The sequence below is a fragment of the Colwellia sp. genome (assembly GCF_013214175.1).
Lineage (GTDB): Bacteria > Pseudomonadota > Gammaproteobacteria > Enterobacterales > Alteromonadaceae > Colwellia.
Genome location: NZ_JABSPA010000004.1, coordinates 89,726 through 108,959, shown reverse-complemented (window position 1 = coordinate 108,959; position 19,234 = coordinate 89,726). Strand labels below are relative to the sequence as shown.

The following is a 19,234-nucleotide window of genomic DNA, read 5'->3' as shown; positions in this document are numbered from 1 at the left end:
TTCGAATACGTTAGCTTAATTGGTAGTCTGACGCGCCATGGGCATTAAACAGTGTTTGATAAAGGCGAGTGGCGTAATCATCGGTCATGCCGGCAATATAATCAGCAATTACTCGCTGTGGGTTTTGCTTGTTTTCAAAGGCAAGTTGCCAGCGTTTAGCGCTATTACTTGGTAATAAACGTATAGGGTCTGACGATAGCGCTTCAAACAGCTCCATCACTATTTGTTGCCCTCTATATTCCAAGCGTTGCAAGCTAGTTAATTTGATGACATAAAAATAAACAAAATCTTTAAATATTTTGAGTGCTTGAGCTGTCGGTGTTGATAAAGTTGCGTTATAGCGAAGCAGTGGCTCAGCAAAGTTTACCTCATCTTGCTCATTTAAATCGGTTAGCTTAATCGCGGTAATTAAATAATTGACTAAGCCGCCAATGGCATCTTTTTGTAAGTGATGATGATCACTAAAGAGTTTCTCCGCTAATGTTTTACTGTATTCTTGCAGCCAAGCATCGTCAATTTGTTGTAGCTTGTCTATTACTTCTCGATCAAAATCATTGCGGTTTACTACTTTCGTTACTATGGCGTCTTCGAGATCATGAATACCGTAAGCAATATCGTCGGCGAGCTCCATAATGGAGCAATCTAGTGATTTGAATCGAGTTTTATTATGTTTGTTGTTTTCTTTCACACTCATACTTTGGAATAGGTTACGATCCGCTGTTGATAGTGGGGCAAGTACCCAGTCAATAATATCTTCATCGTCGCTATATAACCCTTTGGGTGGATGCCAGTCATCAGCTTTAAGCTGTCGAAAGTTATCGGCACACTCTGGCTTAATAGCCTTGCTCAGCTTTTCCATTAATTGCGGGTATTTGATTAAGCCAAGTAGAGTTCTTCTCGTTAAATTCATACCATAGTGTTCACTGAATGTTTCTAAACGCGCCACTATGCGGAGAGTTTGGCCGTTACCCTCGAAGCCACCATGATCTCGCATCATATAATTGAGCGCAACTTCACCACCATGACCAAATGGCGGATGGCCAATATCATGGGCTAAGCAAATCGTTTCTATTAAGCTATCAGTTTTAGGGAAATGTGCTGCGCATAGCTCAGGGTATTTACAGCGTAATTGTGAGGTAATGCCTGAGCCTATTTGTGCTGCTTCTAATGAATGAGTTAAACGGGTGCGATAAAAGTCACTTTGACCACTACCCATCACTTGGGTTTTTGATTGCAAGCGACGAAAAGAGGCAGAGTGCAATATTCTAGCTCTATCTCGCTGAAAAGGGTCACGGTGATCTTGCTGTCTGTTGGTAACTTTTTTAAGGCGTCTTGCTAACCAAACATCATTCATAGCTATCCTTAGTAAAAACTGATCAAAATGGAATGAACCCAGTCAAAGTTAACTTAAGGGAATTAACTTAACTGATTGAAGTTATTATAAGTTACAGTAATTATCCAGACATTAATAGTTAGGCATTAGCAATAAATATAGCGCGTTTGGGGGCAGGGTAGCCTTCAATAGTTTTGCTATTATCATTAGGGTCGAGAAAGTCTTGTAAAGACTCAGTATCTATCCACTCGGTTTTTCTTTGCTCATCTAGTGCTGTGATATCAGTGTTTACCACGCGCACATTACTAAAACCACAACGTTCAAGCCAAGCGCACATGGCTTTTTCACTCGGTAAAAACCAGACATTGCGCATTTTGGCGTATCGTTCACCTGGCACTAATACGGTATTTTCATTACCGTCAACAATAAGGGTTTCTAAAACTAATTCACCGTCTTTAACCAGCTGTGCCTTTAATTGATAAAGAAAATCGATTGGCGATCTACGGTGATAAAGTACACCCATAGCAAAGACGGTATCAAAAGACTTTAACTCAGGAAGTTGTTCAACACCTAAGGGTAATAAATGAACTTGCTCATCATCTATAAAGTGCTTAATAGCATTAAATTGCATTAAAAATAGCTGTGTAGGGTCAATGCCGACAACAAACTTTGCCCCTGCGCCGCGCATGCGCCATAAGTGATAACCACTGCCGCAACCTATGTCTAAGACATACTTGTCTGATAGGTCGCTGATATGTTCGCTTAACCTATCCCATTTAAAATCGCTACGCCATTCAGTATCAATATGTAAGCCATGAATATGATAAGGCCCTTTTCGCCAAGGCTTAAACTTCTTCATAAGATTTTCAAGGCGTTTAAATTGCCCCTGATCTAAATCACCTAATTCGCCAACCTTAACGGTATTCACTATATCTGTGTTTGAATTAGCTTCTACTACAGGTAATGCATCAAGGGTTTTCTGCCAGTGTTTAAACTCACCGTGTAAATTATTTTCATGCCAATGGCTTAACTGTGCAGGTAAGGTGTTTAACCAATGGCTTAAACGGTTAGTGGCGATTTGTTGGTAAAATTGGTTAAACTGTTTCATAGGGTTCTATTTAGTCGTGTGAATGTGGTGTATTTGGTTATTTATCTGCGATTAATCGCATTATTTAACAGCGCTTATTTGATGGCCGCTACTTAATGGCAACTATTTTATTGCGATAAGCGAGGTGAAGTTAAAGCACTGAAACCATAAAGAGCTATGAGTAAAGCCGGCTTGCGCTAAGCGCTCTTTATGCACATCAAGTGAGTCAGTCAACATCACTTTTTCCAAAGCACTACGTTTTTGAGCAACTTCTAATTCGCTATAGCCATTATCTCGCTTGAAGTTATGGTGCAATTCAATTAACACCTTATCGATGGCTGGGTCATCACTGCTAATTTTTTCTGAAAGTACCAGTAAACCACCAGGTTTTAAACCTTGCGCTATTTTAGTCAGTAATGCTTGGCGCTGTGATTTTTCTATAAATTGCAAAGTAAAATTTAATACCACCATAGAAGCATTTTCTATCTCGATATCTTGAATATTACCTTCAACAATCGTCACAGGGGTATTACCTTTAAATGCATCAATATGCATTTTACAACGCTTGACCATATCACTAGAATTATCAACACCAATGATTTGGCAACCTTTAGCCGTAATACCTTTGCGCATCGCTAGCGTTGCAGCACCTAGAGAGCAACCAAGATCATAGATATTGCTATTATCTTGGACAAACTGTTGGCTAAGTCGTCCTATCGTGTCAATAATAGTGTTATAGCCCGGCACAGATCGAGAGATCATGTCGGGGAAAACTTCAACAACTTGGGCATCAAAGGTAAAGTCTTTTACTTGCTTATGTGCTTGTGAGTAAATTAAATCGGTATCAGAGTTATGCATTAGCTTTGCTATATTGTCTATTATGTTAAGGTTAGTATCTATACTCTTTATCATTCAAGTACATGTTGCAGAGTTCTTGATTGCTAACGAGTAAATAAAGCTTATTTTAACCGATCTCGTTAGCAACGCTATATTTATAGGGTGTTTTTTTGAATTTTTTTTACAAACAGACCAGTCATTTTATTTTAGTCACCTTACTTTTAAGCTTTGTTAGCTTAGCAACGTTGGCAGAAAAGCCTGCTAATGAACTTGAAAGGGCGGTAACCCCGTTGTCTGTGGCGATTAAACAACCGCTAACTATTGCTATAAATGAAACCTCCTTCCCTTATCATGCTATTGACGAAGAAGGTAATGCCATTGGTTTGATGGCTGACATGTGGCGCCTATGGGCAACAAAACAGCAAGTTGACGTCCAGTTTGTTGTCCTGCCTTGGCTTGAAACACTAAGTCAAGTCGCTAAAGGTAAAGTAGATATTCATGCGGGCTTAACCATTTTAGACTCTCGCCGTAAAACACTTGCTTTTACCCGCCCGCTTTTTCATGTTTACACCCATCTTTATGTACATCAACAACTTAATACTGTTGACAGCCTTGCTGATTTAAAACCCTATAGCATTGGTGTTGTTAAAGGCTCAGCCCATATTGAGAAATTAAAAAAATACCATCCTGATTTAGCCTTGAAAACTTATGGTAACCGCCACGATTTATACCGAGCAGCGCTAAATAACGAGATTTTAGTTTTTACCGGTTTAGAAAAACTGGCCGATAACTTCCCTGATTACGATAGTTTACGACAACGCTTTCCTGTACATAAGGTTTTACGCTATCAACAAGGTGATTACGGTGTTGCAGTAGCTAAAAATAATCATGCCTTGCTCCGCTTTATCGAACAAGGTTTTGAAAAAATATCAAGACAAGAAAGAGCAGCCATTGAGCGTAAATGGCTAGGTTTAGATAAACAAAAAGACAGCTTACTAGTAGCATTTTCATCACACTACCCACCGTACATGGGGGTTAGTCCGTCAGGAGAGCCGCAAGGATTACTGATAGATGTATGGCGCTTATGGTCTAAAAATGTAGGCATTAATGTTGAGTTTGTTGCCCGTGATATGGCTGAAGGGTTAGACCTTATTGCCGAGCAAAAAGCGGATGTGCTTTTGGCCTATCCATATCATGCTAATACTCCTCCTAATACATTGTTCGCCAAGCCAATTTATTTATCAAATTCTCAAGTCTTTGTCAGTAAAATCATTAAAGATATTGAAGGGAATAGAATTCACTCACTCGAACAGTTTTCTCAGCAGTATAGTCAGCATGTTATTGGTATTTGGCAAGGCTCTACTTTTAAAGAACAATTTATTGCTCAATATCCACAAATTAACATCCGTTATTTTAGTAGTCTGAGTACTATGCTAAATGCCGCCGAGCAAGGTGAAATATCAGGATTTGTCGGGTTAGTTGATTTAATTAATGCCAGATTAGTGCAAAGTAACTTACAGGCATTTTTCTATCGTTTAGACAGTCCCGTTATTACCTTAAACTTATCGCCGGTAATTCATCAGCAAAATCATAAATTGTTGCAAATAATTAACAACGGCTTTAGTGAATTAGATATTAATACCCTTATTCAAATTGAAGACCGCTGGTTAAATGGCAATACCGGAGAATATTATTATAAAAGTAAAGCACAAAAAATCACACTCACTGAAGAGGAAACTACCTTTTTAGCCGCGCGAGAAAAAATTAATTTAGGTATTGTTAAACAGTTATCACCCATTGAATTCATTAATGAACAAGGTGATTTTTCTGGCATTAATCGTGATGTTATTAATTTAATTAAGGACAGAACCAGTATTGACTTTAATTATGTAGCTTTTGATACTTGGCAGCAGTTATATGACGCATTATTAACCGATAAAATAGATATGCTTGGTAGTATCACGCCGACCCCTGAACGTAAAAAGCTGATGCTATTTTCTGAAAGCTATTGGCTAATGCCCTGGGTAATGGTGCATCCACAATATTATGGCCGTAAAACCAAACTTGAAGATTTTTATGGTAAACAAGTGGCGATTGTCAAAGGCTATTACTTAATTGCTAACTTACGGAAAAAACATCCCTTAATTACGTTTAAATTAGTGGATAATAGAGAGCAAGCATTAGTTGCATTGCAACAAGAACGTGTTGATGGTTTCATCACCACAATGGCCTCTGCATCACAATTATTGAAGCAAGAAAATATTGTTACCTTGGTGATCTCTATGATGGAAGATGTCAGCTTAGATAAAAGTCATTTTGCTATCAACAAACAATTGCCGTTATTGAAGGACATTATCAATAAAGGTCTATTAACGATTACCGAAAAAGAAAAGCAAATCATTTACGATAACTGGTTTACTTTGGCAATAAAAACCGGTCTTGATAAAAATGTCGTCCTGCAAGTTGGCGCGCAAATTGGCGTGATCATTTTGTTAGTGTTGGGCTTTATTATTATTTGGAATAGACGCTTACAAGTTGAAATTAAGCATAGAGAGCAGCTTGAAAAAATAATGAAACATATGGCAACGCATGATGAGTTAACTGGGCTTGCTAATCGGGTGCTATTGAAGGATAGGTTGAGCACAGCGATACAATTTCATCAACGCCAATCCCTTAAAATGGCGGTGTTATTTATCGATTTAGATGGCTTTAAAAATATTAATGATACCCATGGCCATGATGTCGGGGATGAACTATTGCAACAAGTTGCTTTGCGCTTGCAAGGGTGTGTGAGAAGTTCAGATACCGTAGTACGTTTTGGTGGCGATGAATTTGTCTTGTTACTCACCGGATTACATAGTCCCAATGAAGCGGCCTATGTCGCTGAAAAAGTATTAAAACTGATGCAAAAAGAGTTTGAACTTGCTAAAAGAGAGGCAAATATTAAGGCTTTTATCGGCTGTAGCATAGGTATTGCCATGTATCCTGCGGATGGTGATAATGATACCGACCTACTCAAAACAGCCGATACCATGATGTACAAGGTAAAAGCTGCCGGTAAAAATCACTATCTTTTTAATTAGTCATTACCAACATAGTTTCAAAGAAACAAAGAGTAACCACCTAGACATTTCAAATAATGAGCAGCGGCAGGTTATATGCTCCATGCATAACCTAAGTGACCTACATCCATGTAGGCCTCGCTTCGCGCTGCACAGAGGAAGTGATTTAAGAGATCAGAAAACAGAAAGTTAGGGAATTATTTAAGGTATTCTCTATATTTTTTATTACTTAATCTTTTGTCTCTTCTCGGTGTAGCGCGCAGCGCTTCTGTGACCTCGGTGGTAAAAGTCACTGTCACTTGCTCTTAAACACAAAGCCTAAAGATAATTATCACCACCGAGAACACCGAGGGACTTCGTCCTACACCGAGGAAGTGATTCTTAAGGTATAGGGCACTGATATTAGTCAATACTAGTCAATACTAGTTAATACTTGTCAGTTTAAAATGAATGCCTTACCTAAAGTCTTTTAAATTCCCACTGAATCTTGCACCTTGAAGTTGAACGGGTATAATATGCCAAAAATTATCCTGACAAGCGCTAGTTAGCGTTTGTTAATAAATTGAATTGGTATAGGGCAAAATACATGCGCAGTCTTTATTGTGGTGAAGTAAACGAGTCTCACATCGGGCAAGAAATAACTTTATGTGGTTGGGTTAACAAACGTCGTGATTTAGGCGCTGTGATCTTTTTAGATTTACGTGACCGTGAAGGCCTTGTACAAGTTGTTTATGATCCAGATTTACCTGAAGTAATCAAAAAAGCGAATACCTTACGCAATGAGTTTTGTGTACAAATTAAAGGTAAAGTTCGCGCTCGTCCTGAAGGCCAAGTAAATAAAGGCATGAAAACTGGTGGTATTGAAGTACTTGGCTTAGAACTTACCATTTTAAATAAGTCGGCACCATTGCCATTAGACTCAAATCAAACTAACTCAGAAGAGTTAAGATTAAAGTATCGTTACCTTGATTTACGTCGTGTTGAAATGACCGAACGTTTACGTTTTCGCGCAAAAGTTACTTCAGCAGTACGCAGCTCACTAGAAGCTCAAGGTTTCTTAGATATTGAAACACCTATTCTTACTGCGGCAACACCTGAAGGTGCTCGTGATTATTTAGTACCAAGTCGTACTCATAAAGGTCAATTTTTTGCTTTACCACAATCACCACAATTATTTAAACAATTGTTGATGATGTCAGGTATGGAACGTTACTATCAAATCGTTAAATGTTTCCGTGATGAAGATTTACGTGCTGACAGACAGCCAGAGTTCACTCAAATAGATATTGAGACCTCGTTCATGAGTAGTGATCAGGTTATGGCTATTACCGAAACTATGATCCGTGATTTGTTTAAAACCATGTTAGATGTAGATTTAGGTGATTTCCCACGCATGCCTTACTCTGAGGCAATGACTCGCTTTGGTAGTGACAAGCCTGATTTACGTAACCCATTAGAGTTAGTCGATGTTGCTGATATTTTAAAAGATGTAGAATTTAAAGTATTCTCAGGACCGGCAAACGATGAAAATGGTCGTGTTGCGGTAATCTGTGTACCACAAGGTGCCGCTAAGTTCTCACGTAAAGGTCTTGACGATTTAACTAAGTTTGTTGGCATTTACGGCGCCAAAGGCATGCCTTGGTTAAAAGTTAATGATATTGATGCCGCATTGGCAACAGGTCTTGACGGATTACAATCGCCGATTTTAAAATTCTTATCAAGTGACGAAGCCATAACCTTATTAAAACGTGTTAACGCCAAAACAGGCGATATCATCTTTTTCGGCGCAGACAAGTATAATGTTGTTACTGAATCTCTTGGTGCACTTCGCCTTAAACTGGGTGAAGATCTTGACTTACTTCAAGGTGAGTGGAAACCGTTATGGGTGGTTGACTTCCCAATGTTTGAAGAAGTAGATGGCGGAATGCATGCCATTCATCATCCATTTACCGCACCAACTAATTTAACCCCTGAAGAGTTAGAAGCAAATCCAGTTGGTGCATTATCAGATGCCTATGACATGGTGCTAAATGGTTGTGAACTTGGTGGTGGCTCGGTACGTATCCACAAGCAAGATATGCAAGCATCTGTCTTTAGAATTTTAGGCATTAGTGATGAAGAAGCACAGGAGAAGTTCGGCTTCTTACTTGAAGCATTACAATACGGTGCGCCGCCACATGCTGGTTTAGCGTTTGGTTTAGACCGTCTTGTTATGTTAATGACAGGTGCAAGTTCAATCCGTGAGGTAATGGCTTTTCCTAAAACCACTACCGCTGCTTGTCCACTAACTAATGCACCGGGTAAAGCTAATCCTGAGCAATTAAAAGAGCTAGGTATAGCAACAATCGTTGAAGAAAAGAAAGAAAAAGCTTCACAAGAGTAATAGCTTTAACTATTAATTTTGTAGTGAATTACTAAGAAAAAGCGTATTGAGGGTTTCCCATCAATACGCTTTTTTTATACCCAAGCCACCTCAAAGTGCAGGATTCAGCTGGAATTAGAAACGCGTTTAGGCAAGGCATTGATTGAAGGCAATAGTTATTCTATTGTCGAAGTCAATAACGCAGCGTAAAGCGTTTATAAACCAGCCATTGTGGGACGTCTGAGCAAATCACGTTCATCGTGGTATAGTTCATTAAGGGAACAACCATTAATGAAATACACGCCTTGAACATGAATCGTTCAGGCGTCCTGAAACGAGCATTTTGAAGTCGCTTGGGTATATACACTCAGTTTGTTCGGCCTCTTTCAGATTTTAAGGTATTAAATGACAATTATTTTAGGTATTGACCCAGGTTCCCGCTTTACTGGTTATGGCGTTATCAAACAAGAAAGTCGACAGCTTACGTATCTGGGCAGTGGTTGTATTAAGGCATTAAGTCAGGGCGAGGATTTAGCGTCACGGTTACAAACCATCTTTGCCGGTGTTTCTGAGATAATTATTCAATTTAAGCCGGATATGTTTGCCATTGAACAAGTTTTTATGGGGGTAAACCCTGGCGGCGCGCTGAAACTTGGCCAAGCACGTGGTGCTGCCATTGTTGCGGCAACCAATACCGGTTTAACTATTAGTGAGTATTCAGCCAGACAAATCAAACAAGCGGTAGTGGGTACAGGTGCTGCAGACAAAACTCAAGTGCAGCATATGGTAAAAACTATCTTAAAGTTGCCTGGTACGCCACAAGCTGATGCTGCGGATGCCTTAGCCGTGGCATTATGTCATGCACATAGTCATACCACTATTGCTAGATTAGCTGGCCAAGCCAGTAAAACGGTGCGAGGGCGGTTACGCTAATTCATTTTTCATAAGTCATCACCACCGAGGTCACAGAGGCGCTTCGCGCGGCACAGAGCAAGCCATTTTCAATTGCAATCAGTAAAACCTGCATCTTTACTGTATAAATATATAGTGTTATTATCTGTTTTATAAATAATAGCCCTTGGTACTTGTTGTGATTGGTCGTTTACGTGGCACTCTTGTCGAAAAAAATCTCCCTGAAATATTAATTGAATGTGCTGGCGTTGGTTATGAAGTTACCATGCCAATGACCAGTATTTATGCTTTACCTGAGTTAGAACAACAAGCCATTATCTATATTCACTTTGTTGTGCGTGAAGATGCGCAATTGCTTTATGGTTTTGTTAATAAAGTAGAGCGTAAGCTATTTCGCTTATTGATTAAGGTTAACGGTGTTGGTCCAAAATTGGCGCTAGCGGTCTTATCTAACATGTCTGCGGATCAATTTGTTAATTGTGTTCGTCACGATGATATTACTGCTATTGTAAAAATCCCCGGTGTCGGTAAAAAAACCGCTGAACGTTTACTTATTGAAATGCGTGATCGCCTAAAAGATTGGCAGGCACAACAACCTGTGCACTTAGTCAGCAATGATGGCGGTATGCCAGAACAACTTTCTGCTGATTTGAGTCAAGATACTACTTTTATCAGTGATAACAAAGGTGATGCTATTGATGCCTTATTATCCCTTGGTTATAAACAAGTACAAGCGGATAAAGCGGTTAAATCGGTATATAATCGCGGCATGTCTAGCGAAGATATTATTCGCGATGCGTTGAAGTCAATGGTGTAACATCATTTCCATGACGTCTTAATCACATTTTAGAATTTAGGTAACCTATGATAGAAGCAGATCGCTTAATTGAACCCGTAGCTAGCGTTGAAGATGAAAGGGTTGATCGCGCCATTCGCCCTAAAATGCTACAAGACTATACTGGTCAAGAGCATGTTAAAGCACAAATGGAAATATTTATTCCGGCTGCTAAAAATCGTGGCGAGCCGTTGGATCACTTACTTATATTTGGACCGCCGGGTTTAGGTAAAACGACCTTAGCCAATATTGTTGCCAATGAAATGGGCGTCAATATTCGCACCACTTCAGGTCCCGTTTTGGAAAAGGCTGGTGATTTAGCTGCGCTACTGACAAATTTAGAAGAAAATGACATTCTATTTATCGATGAAATTCATCGTTTAAGCCCTGTGGTTGAAGAAATATTATATCCAGCAATGGAAGACTACCAATTAGATATTATGATTGGTGAAGGACCAGCAGCTCGCTCGATTAAATTAGATTTACCAGCATTTACCCTTATTGGTGCTACAACTCGTGCGGGCGCATTAACGTCACCGCTGCGTGATCGTTTTGGCATAGTGCAGCGCTTAGAATTTTATAATGTTACTGAGTTATCGACCATTGTTAGTCGCTCGGCCCATTTTTTGAATTTAACCATAGACGAGCAGGGTGCATTTGAAGTCGCACGTCGCTCTCGTGGCACCCCGCGTATTGCTAACCGTTTATTACGTCGGGTACGCGATTACGCCGATGTAAAATCAAATGGTATAGTGAATCAAGAAACTGCCGCTGCGGCTTTAGATATGTTAGAAGTTGACAGTGAAGGTTTTGACCTAATGGATAGAAAGCTGCTGCACGCAATTATTGATAAGTTTATGGGTGGACCTGTTGGCTTAGATAACGTTGCTGCCGCCATAGGCGAAGAGCGTGAAACCATTGAAGATGTATTAGAGCCTTTTTTAATTCAACAAGGTTTTTTGCAGCGTACGCCACGCGGACGTATCGCCACTGACAGAGCTTACCAGCATTTTGGCCTTACTAAAGAGCCAACTGAATAGCAGCTAAAGTTATCTAAGCTAGTAATATCACCAATAAAAAATGCCAGCATCTAGCTGGAATTTTCTTTTGTAAACAAGGGTACTTTTGCTAAATAAGTACTTTGTGCCCAATTAACGGTGCGGGCGACTTTTCCAGGCTTTAATCGTTTGATAGCGCCATAAGGCTTGGATACCAAAATAGCCTAAAATAGAAAAACTAACGGCTAGTACGCCACAGCCAACTAAAAATGCCGGCCCTATGGTTGATAAACTATCAACGACCCATTGCCAACTTGCTTGAAAAGCAAACTCTTGCTCTGGCACGGCTAAAACCAAAGTACCCACTAGGTAGCAGGCATAAAAAATAAACGGCATCGTCAGCGGATTTGTCAGCCATACTAAAGCAATGGCTAAGGGTAAGTTCGCATGGAAAAGGATGGCAGCACCGGCTGCTAAGACCATTTGAAAAGGCACTGGGATAAAAGCAAAGAATAATCCAACAGCGAACGCTTTAGCGACCGAGTGACGATTTAAATGCCAAAGGTTGGCATTGTGTAGTAAGTTGCCGAAAATCTTTAGGTACTTATTTTCTTTTATCGTTTGATGGTCTGGCATCATACGTTTAATGATTTTTTTTGGCATATACTTCTACAGGTCCCTTGATTAAAAGTTAGTGTGGTAATTAATTTTTTTATTATATTTATTTGCTAAGTATAGCAATCGTTAATGTCAGCAAGTAGGTAACACGAGAATTTAACCGCAAAACATAAAAGGATTTTTATCACTATGGATTGGTGGTTACTGACATTTTTTCTTGGTGCTATATTGTCCCTATTTTTGCCAGAAGTGCCAGCGATTTTTCAGCTATTTTTACTTCTTTGTCTCGCTATTGGCTTTTACACAAATAAAAAATTACGTTATAACGCTGGAATATGCTTTGGTGCCTTGTGGATCTTAACGCAAGCTTACCTTTATCAGCATCAATTACCAATCGATTTGATCGATAAAATGCAAAGAAAACAGCTTCTTGTGGTTGAAGGTCAGGTGCTTACTTTACAAGTGATGAAAGTCAAACCTGCGACTAACTTGAGTAAAGCTGAAGTTGGCAACGTCGTTGCAAAAGAACACCAAGAAACTAAGCGATTTAACTTTCTTGTTAGCAAAGTAAATCAACAGCAGCTTAGCGAACCATTTATTATCCGGCTAAGTTGGCAGAAAGCGAGTTTAGCTGTCGCTCAAGGGCAAAGGCTATACCTTAATGTTAAGCTCAAGCCTGCGCACGGTTTAGCCAATATAGGCACATTTAATTACTTAAGCTGGCTCAAGGCAAATAATATTGTTGCCACCGGCTATGTAATTAACCCAAGAAAAAAGCCTAAGGAAAACTTAAGTCGTTTAGTTAAAGGGAAGAGTTTAGCTAAAGTAAACAGCTTAAACAGCTCAAAGAAAGTATCGACTGAAGGTAAGAAAAACCGACTTCTTATAGAAACGAGCACTATCAGGCAACAACTCTTTGCGCAATACCAAAAGCTAGCACCCAAACATACACTAAGCCCTATTTTATTTGCACTAGCTTTCGGTGAGCGCAGCTTACTTAATCCCACTCACTGGCAAGTATTACAAGCGACGGGGACCAGCCACCTAATTGCCATTTCTGGTTTGCATGTAGGTTTACTCGCCGGTAGTGCGTTTTTTATGGCAATATTATTTTTTAAATATTTACCATTAACAAATCCTCGCTGGCAAGGGCTAAATATTCGTTATTTTGCTATTACCATAAGCGTGTTGTTAGCGACTATTTATGCCTATTTAGCGGGTTTTTCATTACCAACGCAGCGCGCTTTGGTGATGTTAAACCTGTACTGGTTCAGTCGCATAGCAGGGATAAAGTTCTCCTCTAAACGTCTAGTTTTACTAACGATTTTTACCTTATTGATGATCAGTCCCTTTAGTTTATTAACGGCAAGCTTTTGGTTATCTTTTTATGCAGTGGCTATTATCTTTGTCACGCTGTGGCGATTTCGCTCATGGTTAGTTGAGGGGTCATCAGTTTGGCGGTTTTTCAAAGGGCTTTTCATTATTCAAGTCGCCCTTACTGTTATGTTAATGCCTATTAGTGCATTCTTTTTTCAGCAGATATCTTTGGTGAGTTTACTGGCGAATATTATCGCCGTGCCTTTGATGAGTACTATTAGCATACCTAGTGCGCTGCTATCAGTCTTACTGATGCCCTTAAATGAGCAGCTAGCACAATGGTTTATGATGATATCGCTGCAATCGTTAAGCTGGCTTTGGTTTTATCTAGAACTGCTTAGCAAGCAAACTTACGCCATTATTTATTTATCCTTTCCCCAACAAATGCTCATCTTAATCATTGGTTTTGTTATTTTTGTAATGTTTTACCTAGCACCCTTTTATTGGTCTAGGCGTGTCAAGCAAGGCATTTTTATCTTACTTATTTCTGTGCCTATTTTAGGCTTTTTAGGTTTAGTACTGAAAGAGCCGCATAATCAAAATAGTGATGTTACCTCCCAAGCGGAGCATAACTTTACTCCATGGCAAGTGGTGTTTTTTGATGTCGGTCAGGGCTTATCAGTGTTAGTGAAACGTAATAAGCATGCCATTTTATATGATACTGGCGCGGCTTACCCCAGTGGTTTTACGCTTAGTGAGGCTGTGATACTGCCATATTTGCAATATTCAGCTATCGGGCAGCTTGATAAGGTGATATTAAGTCATAGTGATAACGACCATGCTGGCGGTATAAAAAGACTGCTAGATAATATAATCATTAATGAAATTATCAGTAATGATGCAAGCATATTTAAGCCTACAGATACAACGAGTATTAAACCGATTCTCACTAATCCGTCACTGACAGCTTGCTTGCCAGAACGCAGTTTTACCTGGCAAGGTTTAAGCTTCGATATTTTATGGCCTTTGGCACAAAAATCTGCTGAGGAAAGCGTTAGTCAGGGTAAGGAAACAAATAGCGGCAAGCAAAAAAATGATGATTCCTGTGTCATTTTAATCAGTGACTCTCAGGGAAATAAACTCTTGTTGACCGGAGATATTTCCTCGAAAGTGGAGCGGCAATTACTACGGCTTTATCCTCAGCTTAGTGTTGATATCTTACAAGTACCGCACCATGGCTCTAAAACGTCATCGAGTCAGGCATTTATTCGTCAGTTATCGCCTGAAATAGCCTTAGTCAGTGCTGGTTATTTAAACCGTTGGTATATGCCTGTAGCAGCTGTTAGGCAGCGTTATCATGACGAAAATATTCAATTATTAAATAGTGCGGAGCTGGGGCAAGTTATTATTACCTTTGATGAAAGTGGCATAAGCAGGCAAACCTATGTGCAAGACCTACGACCGTTTTGGTTTAGCCACTAGGATCATTAGGTAATAGCCTTTAAATCAGTACCTCAGCTTATGGTTTTTGCTATGTACTAACTTTGTTATTGTTCTGCTTATAGTTTTTGTTGGTTGTCTGGCCGATTCACGGTAAAATACTATTTCGTCACTGTAAGTATCGACAATGTAAGCATGATAAAAGTATCAATTGTTAATGTTTTATCAATTTTCCTTTTCGGCAATTAACGTACTCGAGTAATCATAACTAATGGCTTCATCTGCAAAAACAAGCGCCTTAATTTCTTCTGAATCAAGCAATGCAACGACCTGGCAAAATTTCAAACGTCTGGTCAGTTACGCTAAACCTTATAAACTCGGTTTTGTCGCTGCCATCATTGGTATGCTCGGTTATGCCTCTATTGATGTCTATTTTTTATCAAAATTACAGCCACTCGTTGATGAAGGGCTCGCTGGTGCTAATGCTGATTTTATGAAGTGGGCGCCACTTTTTATTATTAGCGCCTTTATTCTTCGTGGTGTAGCCCATTTTGTTGCCAACTATTGTTTGGCTTGGGTTGGTAATAATGTTGTTGCTGATTTAAGACAAAAACTCTTTGAACATATCATGGCAATGCCGGTGGCTTTTCATGATCAACAATCAACCGGCGCACTTATTTCAAAAATAACCTTTGATACCGAGCAAGTATTAAACTCTGTCAGTAAGTCCATTTTAGTTATGGTGCAGCAAAGCGCTTTTGTACTTGGTTTATTGGGCTTGATGTTTTATATGAGTTGGCAATTATCCTTGATCTTTTTATTAATAACACCGGTTATTGCTGTGATTGTTAGTGTGGTATCAAAACGTTTTCGTAAAGTCAGTAAAAGTATTCAAGGTGCTATGGGGGAGGTTACTACCGCGGCGGAGCAAACCTTTAATGGCCACAAAGTGGTGTTAACTTTTGGTGGTCAGCAACGTGAGTTTGCCCGTTTTGCCAAAATAAACAAATATAATCGTCAGCAACGCATGAAAATGCAGGCGACAAAATCTGCCAGCGTGCCTATTATTCAAGTGATTGCTTCTTTCGCCTTAGCCTTTGTTTTTTATGCCATTACCTCTGACACTTTAAGCGATAATATATCGCCGGGTACTTTTGTCAGCGTTATCACCTATATGACTATGTTACTTAGACCTTTAAAAATGCTGACGACTGTCAATAGCGAATTTCAACAAGGCATGGCGGCTTGTGTCAGTATATTTTCGATACTCGATCATGAAAAAGAAAAAGATACCGGTGTAAAAAACATTACCAGAGCTTCGGGTACGTTATCTTTTAGTCATGTTAATTTTGCTTATAATGCCAAGGGCCCAAGCGATAAGGAACACGAGCTCAAACTCGCCTTAAACGACCTTACCTTTGACTTAGCGCCGGGTGAAACCTTAGCCTTAGTTGGTCGCTCGGGCAGCGGGAAATCAACCGCTAGCTCATTATTATTGCGTTTCTATGATGCTACCAGTGGCGAGATATTAATTGATAATACCAATATTGAGCAGTTTAAATTGAAGGACTTACGTAAGCAATTTTCCTATGTATCTCAACAGGTTGTCTTATTTAATGATACTTTAGCCAATAATATAGCTTACGGTAAACCTGATGCCAGTGCAGCTGAAATCATTGCGGCAGCAAAAAATGCTCATGTAATGGAATTTTCCGAAAATATGGAGCATGGCCTAGAAACCAATATTGGTGAAAATGGCGCCTTACTTTCCGGTGGACAAAGGCAGCGTGTCGCCATTGCCAGAGCTTTATTGTGTGATGCACCGTTTTTAATTTTAGATGAAGCCACCAGCGCGTTAGATACCGAGTCTGAACGTCATATTCAAGATGCATTGCAAACCTTACAGCAAAACCGCACCTCAATAGTTATTGCCCATCGTTTATCGACCATTGAAAATGCCGATAAAATTATTGTGATGGAGCAAGGTAAGATTGTTGAACAAGGTAACCATAAAAGCTTGTTAGAGAAACAAGGTGCCTATGCAAAATTACACAGCTTTCAGTTTGAGTAAGGAAAGCTTGTTATGCGCTTAATTGAAAAAGTGTGGTTTAACAACCATCCAGCTAAGTGGTTATTAGTCCCTTTATTACTGCCTTTATCGGTAGTTTTTTGGCTATTAAGTAGCCTAAGGCGCTTCAATTTTAAAGTTGGTTTATCTAAGGCTATAAAATTAACTAAACCTGTTATTGTTGTCGGTAATATCGGTGTCGGCGGTAATGGTAAAACCCCAGTGGTAATTTACTTAGTCGAACTGACTCGCTCTTTGGGACTAACCCCTGGAGTGATCTCTCGTGGCTATGGTGGGCAGGCACCGCAATACCCTTATCTAGTGACTTCAAATTCAACACCAAGAGAAGCAGGTGATGAGCCCGTACTAATCCAGCAACGTTGTCAGGTACCTGTTGCCGTTGGTAGCGATCGTATTGCCAGTGCTGAACTACTCATTGCTCAAGGTTGCGACATTATTATTAGTGATGATGGATTGCAGCATTATCGTCTAGCGCGTGATGTCGAGTTGATTATTGTTGATGGTAAGCGTTTATTTGGTAATGGCTTATTATTACCTGCGGGGCCATTACGAGAAGGGCAATGGCGCTTAGCAACAAGTGATTTGGTCATTTATAATTGCGAAGTTGCTAATAATGCAAAGGTTTCTTCTGCATCGATACAAATGAGTCTGGCGGCAACAGAGCTTTGTCATCTTCAAACAGGTGAACGTATTAATCTGTTTGATTTTATTGATATCCATGCTTGTGTTAATGCTATTGCGGGTATTGGCGCGCCACAACGCTTTTTTGATACCTTAAAAAAACATAGTTTTATAATAGAAAATCAACAAAGCTTTGTTGATCATCACAGTTTTACCCTTGCTGATTTTAATGGCTTTGATGATAATATACCATTATTAATGACAGAAAAAGATGCGGTTAAATGCCGTGGCTTTTGTAAACCCAATTGGTGGTACCTACCTGTTGATGCAACATTTTCTCAAGCAGAGCAGCAAGTATTACGAGAACAAGTTAAAGCCACTATTCCCCGTGGCGTTCATAAATAAAATAGAGAAACGATTATGGCTTTTGATACAAAATTAATGGAAATCCTTGCCTGTCCAGTATGTAAAGGTAAGTTAGATTATGATAAAGCAGCAAAAGAGCTCATTTGTCATTTTGATCGACTTGCTTACCGCATTGAAAAAGATATTCCAGTACTACTTGAAGGCGAAGCCCGCGAAATTAAATCAAGTCAGTCAGCTGAGTAGGGTGGAGCAATATGTCAGTTAGTGCCAGCTCAGCAAGTAACAGTTCAGCCCGCGATTTAACAGCTACTTGTGCTGATTTTATCGTTGTAATTCCGGCCAGATATCAGTCGTCACGCCTACCGGGTAAGGTGTTGGCAGATATTAATGGTAAACCAATGATCCAATGGGTTGCTGAAAAGGCTCAGTTAAGCGGCGCGCGTAAAGTTATTATTGCTACCGATAATGATGAAGTTGCTGCCGTTGTTAATGGTTTTGGCGGTGAAGTGTGTAAAACACGCGCGGATCATCAGTCTGGCACTGAGCGCCTTGCTGAAGTTATGCAGCAATATCAATTTAGTGATGAGCAAATTATCGTTAATGTGCAAGGTGATGAACCTTTTATTCCGCCAGAAAATATTGCTCAAGTAGCTAATAACTTAGCTAATCAACAGCAAAATCGTGATGTCGCACGTATGTCGACTTTAGCTATCAAGATTGACTCTGTTGATGAAGCCTTTAACCCTAATGCCGTTAAAGTGATACTCGATAAAGATGGTTATGCTTTGTATTTTTCTCGGGCAACTATCCCTTATGATAGAGAGCGTTTTTTAACGGCTAATGCCAGTACCGAGGAAAATATTCGTGCCATAGGTGATTTTTACTTAAGACATGTGGGTATTTACGCTTATCGTGCTGGTTTTATTAAAGACTATGTCAATTGGCCAACGAGTGAATTAGAGCAAGTTGAAGCCCTTGAGCAGTTAAGAGTCTTATATCAGGGGGAGAGAATTCATGTAGCCGTAGCTAATAGTCATGTGCCTGTTGAAGGTGTTGATACTCCGGAAGATTTAGCTAAAGCAAGGGCGTACGCAGCTAGCTTGGTATGATACCAATTTGATTAAATTTATTCCCAACTCAGAGTTATGCTCGATATTCAATAACAAGGCAAATGTGTTTAGATCTAGTTATTATAAATCTAATAAATTTAACGATGTTAGTGAGCATCGAGCAAGCTCCCAAAGGGCGAATTTAAAAGGCTTATATGCTGCGTTATTGATTTTGAGAAGGACGCTACATGGACGTAGGTTATTAGAGAATGCAGGAGCTTATTCTCCTGAGTAACCATTCTCTTAAA

The 19,234-nt window shown here is 39.6% G+C and carries 14 protein-coding genes; 10 read left to right on the top strand and 4 right to left on the bottom strand.

Annotation, left to right across the window (positions count from 1 at the left end; genetic code table 11):
- Nucleotides 1-10 precede the first annotated feature (10 nt).
- From HRT55_RS11725 to cmoA, 3 genes are all read right to left on the bottom strand, one after another.
- Nucleotides 11-1,354, bottom strand: coding sequence for an anti-phage deoxyguanosine triphosphatase (locus tag HRT55_RS11725; protein ID WP_291621488.1), 1,344 nt, complete (start codon nt 1,352-1,354; stop codon nt 11-13).
- A 118-nt stretch (nt 1,355-1,472) separates the two neighbouring features.
- Complete coding sequence (gene cmoB, locus HRT55_RS11720; RefSeq protein WP_291621486.1) at nt 1,473-2,441, bottom strand: tRNA 5-methoxyuridine(34)/uridine 5-oxyacetic acid(34) synthase CmoB; 969 nt, start codon at nt 2,439-2,441, stop codon at nt 1,473-1,475.
- A 102-nt stretch (nt 2,442-2,543) separates the two neighbouring features.
- Nucleotides 2,544-3,278 carry a carboxy-S-adenosyl-L-methionine synthase CmoA gene (gene cmoA / locus HRT55_RS11715; RefSeq protein ID WP_291621484.1) on the bottom strand — a complete coding sequence of 245 codons (735 nt, stop codon included), beginning with the start codon at nt 3,276-3,278 and terminating at the stop codon, nt 2,544-2,546.
- Between the two features lie 149 nt (nt 3,279-3,427).
- On the opposite strand from cmoA, the gene HRT55_RS11710 reads away from it, so the two are divergent.
- The 5 genes from HRT55_RS11710 (at nt 3,428) to ruvB (ending at nt 11,468) form a co-directional block, all read left to right on the top strand.
- The gene (locus tag HRT55_RS11710; protein ID WP_291621482.1) at nt 3,428-6,340 is read left to right on the top strand and encodes a transporter substrate-binding domain-containing protein; all 2,913 of its coding nucleotides are present in this window, start codon (nt 3,428-3,430) and stop codon (nt 6,338-6,340) included.
- Between the two features lie 565 nt (nt 6,341-6,905).
- The gene (gene aspS, locus HRT55_RS11705; protein ID WP_291621480.1) at nt 6,906-8,702 is read left to right on the top strand and encodes an aspartate--tRNA ligase; all 1,797 of its coding nucleotides are present in this window, start codon (nt 6,906-6,908) and stop codon (nt 8,700-8,702) included.
- Between the two features lie 384 nt (nt 8,703-9,086).
- Nucleotides 9,087-9,614 carry a crossover junction endodeoxyribonuclease RuvC gene (gene ruvC, locus HRT55_RS11700; RefSeq protein ID WP_291621478.1) on the top strand — a complete coding sequence of 176 codons (528 nt, stop codon included), beginning with the start codon at nt 9,087-9,089 and terminating at the stop codon, nt 9,612-9,614.
- Nucleotides 9,615-9,771: 157 nt separating this feature from the next.
- On the top strand, nt 9,772-10,410 hold the full coding sequence (ruvA, locus tag HRT55_RS11695) for a Holliday junction branch migration protein RuvA (RefSeq protein WP_291621476.1): 639 nt from the start codon (nt 9,772-9,774) through the stop codon (nt 10,408-10,410).
- Nucleotides 10,411-10,457: 47 nt separating this feature from the next.
- On the top strand, nt 10,458-11,468 hold the full coding sequence (ruvB, locus tag HRT55_RS11690; protein ID WP_291621474.1) for a Holliday junction branch migration DNA helicase RuvB: 1,011 nt from the start codon (nt 10,458-10,460) through the stop codon (nt 11,466-11,468).
- 111 nt (nt 11,469-11,579) lie between these two features.
- On the opposite strand, the gene HRT55_RS11685 is transcribed toward ruvB, so the two are convergent.
- Complete coding sequence (locus HRT55_RS11685) at nt 11,580-12,089, bottom strand: DUF2062 domain-containing protein (RefSeq protein WP_291621472.1); 510 nt, start codon at nt 12,087-12,089, stop codon at nt 11,580-11,582.
- A 144-nt stretch (nt 12,090-12,233) separates the two neighbouring features.
- Here HRT55_RS11685 and HRT55_RS11680 point away from each other — a divergent pair, with 144 nt between their 5' ends.
- The 5 genes from HRT55_RS11680 to kdsB all read left to right on the top strand — a co-directional run bounded on the left by HRT55_RS11680 (nt 12,234) and on the right by kdsB (nt 18,986).
- Nucleotides 12,234-14,843: a DNA internalization-related competence protein ComEC/Rec2 gene (locus tag HRT55_RS11680; RefSeq protein WP_291621471.1), complete on the top strand. Its 2,610-nt coding sequence runs from the start codon at nt 12,234-12,236 to the stop codon at nt 14,841-14,843.
- A 229-nt stretch (nt 14,844-15,072) separates the two neighbouring features.
- Entirely contained in the window at nt 15,073-16,872 is a 1,800-nt protein-coding gene (gene msbA / locus HRT55_RS11675) for a lipid A export permease/ATP-binding protein MsbA (protein ID WP_291621470.1), read from the top strand.
- A gap of 12 nt (nt 16,873-16,884) precedes the next feature.
- Nucleotides 16,885-17,916, top strand: coding sequence for a tetraacyldisaccharide 4'-kinase (gene lpxK / locus HRT55_RS11670; RefSeq protein ID WP_291621468.1), 1,032 nt, complete (start codon nt 16,885-16,887; stop codon nt 17,914-17,916).
- A gap of 15 nt (nt 17,917-17,931) precedes the next feature.
- Nucleotides 17,932-18,120 carry a Trm112 family protein gene (locus tag HRT55_RS11665; RefSeq protein WP_291621466.1) on the top strand — a complete coding sequence of 63 codons (189 nt, stop codon included), beginning with the start codon at nt 17,932-17,934 and terminating at the stop codon, nt 18,118-18,120.
- 11 nt (nt 18,121-18,131) lie between these two features.
- Entirely contained in the window at nt 18,132-18,986 is an 855-nt protein-coding gene (kdsB, locus tag HRT55_RS11660) for a 3-deoxy-manno-octulosonate cytidylyltransferase (protein WP_291621465.1), read from the top strand.
- The last annotated feature ends 248 nt before the right edge of the window (nt 18,987-19,234 follow it).